The sequence below is a fragment of the Psychromonas antarctica genome (assembly GCF_022267535.1).
GTDB lineage: Bacteria > Pseudomonadota > Gammaproteobacteria > Enterobacterales > Psychromonadaceae > Psychromonas > Psychromonas antarctica.
The window spans coordinates 1-2,087 of record NZ_JAHNZV010000216.1 but is presented as its reverse complement, the minus strand read 5'-3'; the positions used below and the strand labels follow the sequence as shown (position 1 = coordinate 2,087).

The following is a 2,087-nucleotide window of genomic DNA, read 5'->3' as shown; positions in this document are numbered from 1 at the left end:
GCGACAACTATTACAGCTACCCACAGCTCTGTAGATACTATAAAGAATGGGCAAGGAAGCTACAGCCTTCAATGCGCCAAAACCATAAGGCGGGTGAAAAGCTCTTTATTGATTATTGCGGGCCAACGCTACCACTTATTAACCCTGATACTGGCGAAATACGAACGGCACAAGTCTTCGTAGCAGTACTTGGCGCTTCTAATTACACTTATGCAGAAGCAACGCTCTCACAGAAGCTTGAAGATTGGGTAATGAGTCATGTGCGGTGCTTTGAATTTTTAGGTGGTGTACCTGATCTGCTTATCCCCGATAACCTGAAATCCGCAACTACTCGCGCTTGTAAATACGATCCTGATTTAAATCCAACTTATCAGCAGATGGCAGCGCATTACAATGTCACTATTTTACCCGCCAGGCCACTTAAGCCTAAGGATAAAGCGAAGGCTGAGAATGGTGTGTTGATTGTTGAACGCTGGATCATGTCGGTGTTGCGTCATGAGGTGTTTTATTCTTTAACGCATTTAAATCAACGTATTAAAGAGTTACTGCTACAGATGAACAACAAACCTTTTCAAAAAATATCGGGTACTCGGTCATCATTATTTAACAGTATCGATCTGCCCGTATTGAAGCCTTTACCCCGGCAACATTATCAATATACCTACATCAAAAAGGTGCTCGTCCACATTGATTATCATGTTGAAATTGAAAAGCACTACTACTCAGTCCCTTACGGACTGATCCGTAAACGATTAGAAGCACATGTTACCCAAAAGATGATCTGTATTTACCATCAAGGTAACTGCATTGCACAACACATAAAATCAACGAAAATCGGCGGACATAGCACCCTCAATGACCACATGCCTAAATCTCATCAAGAGTACACAAAATGGACGCCTGAGCGTTTTGAAAGCTGGGCACTCTCAGTGGGTGATGCTGTATTAGAGTGGGTTAAATTTCAATTAAACAATAAGCAACATCCACAACAAAGCTATCGTGTCTGCTTGGGGCTACTCACTCTAACTAAAAAATACCCTAAAGATCGCCTTGATGCAGCTTGCCGACGCGGACTTGATACGGGGGCATATCGATTACAAAGTATTAAAACGATCTTAAATAACCGCTTAGATCAACAACCCCTGGCCTCTGATTCCTCCGATAAATTAATCAATGTTAAACACGATAATCTCCGTGGCGAAAACTACTACCATTAAGGAATACTCATGAACAAAAACTTATCTGAACAACTTAGTAATCTACGACTTAGCCACGTATTTAGTGCACTTGAAGCACAAAATGCACAGCCCCAACACTATCAAGATCTCAGCTTCCAAGAGCGATTATCAATGTTACTTGATGAAGAAATTACGCAGCGAGAACAACGCAAAATAGAGCGTTTAGTCAAGCAGGCTAAATTCCGGTTACAGTGTAACCCAGAGCAGATCGATTACCGCGCGGGTCGCGGAATAGAAAAAGCAAAGGTTCGCAGTTTACTTGAAGGGCACTGGCTAACTCACCACCAAAACCTTATTTTTACAGGCGCAACAGGCTGTGGAAAAACATTTATGGGTTGTGCCCTTGGCCACTACTTCTGTCAGCAAGGCAAAAGTGCCCGCTACTTTAGGTTAAAAGGATTGCAAGAACACCTGCAACGCGTTCATGGCGAAGGGAGTTATCCTCGATTCCTTACACAACTTAATAAATGCCAAATTCTGATCATTGATGATTGGGGAATGGAAAGCTTAACAGGTCAACAGCGGAGCGATCTACTCGATATTATTGATGCGCGGCACGGTCAAAATTCGATGATATTAATGAGTCAGCTACCGATTTCGAAATGGCATGAGTTAATTGGGGAAGCAACTTATGCGGATGCGATCATGGATAGATTAATCCACTGTGCAGAGCGATTTGAATTAAAAGGCGAGTCGATGCGTAAAATAGGGGGAAAGGTATTGACGAATATTGAATAAAGCATTACAACTCAATCTCACCGCAAAGTGACGAGTAAAAGTGATCGGCATGAATGAGAATGACTGATCGGCTTCGGTGAGAATGAGTGATCGACATCATGAGAATACGCA

The 2,087-nt window shown here is 42.5% G+C and carries 2 protein-coding genes; both read left to right on the top strand.

Annotation, left to right across the window (positions count from 1 at the left end; translation table 11 throughout):
* A partial coding sequence (gene istA / locus KSO91_RS17045) for an IS21 family transposase (protein WP_238744217.1) occupies positions 1 to 1,217 on the top strand: 1,217 nt, incomplete at its 5' end.
* Between the two features lie 9 nt (positions 1,218 to 1,226).
* On the top strand, positions 1,227 to 1,976 hold the full coding sequence (istB, locus tag KSO91_RS17040) for an IS21-like element helper ATPase IstB (protein WP_238744216.1): 750 nt from the start codon (positions 1,227 to 1,229) through the stop codon (positions 1,974 to 1,976).
* The last annotated feature ends 111 nt before the right edge of the window (positions 1,977 to 2,087 follow it).